General features: G+C 72.2%; 1 protein-coding gene. It reads left to right on the top strand.

The genetic code is table 11. The features are described from left to right. Positions 1-252 (top strand): type IV secretory system conjugative DNA transfer family protein (locus Q1A87_RS23995; protein ID WP_299657436.1); only part of this gene is annotated, 252 nt, incomplete at both ends.

Raw genomic sequence — 252 nt, 5'->3', positions numbered from 1 at the left:
GCCGACCTCGTCTCCGGCGACGCCTTCAGGACGCGCGAGCTCTGCGAGGGCAACCTCACCGTATTCGTGCAGATCCCCCTCAAGGTCCTGCAGGCCACGCCGGGTCTCGGCCGCATCGTCGTCGGCGCGCTCCTGAACGCCGCCTACGAGGCCGACGGCGACGTCCGCGGCCGCATCCTGTTCCTGCTCGACGAGGTCGCCCGCCTCGGCCCCATGTCCGTCCTGGAGGTCGCCCGCGACGCCGGCCGCAAA

It is taken from the genome of uncultured Jannaschia sp. (assembly GCF_947494055.1).
Taxonomy (GTDB): domain Bacteria; phylum Pseudomonadota; class Alphaproteobacteria; order Rhodobacterales; family Rhodobacteraceae; genus Jannaschia.
The sequence above is the reverse complement of the archived record's forward strand: the minus strand, read 5'-3'. Positions and strand labels throughout refer to the sequence as shown.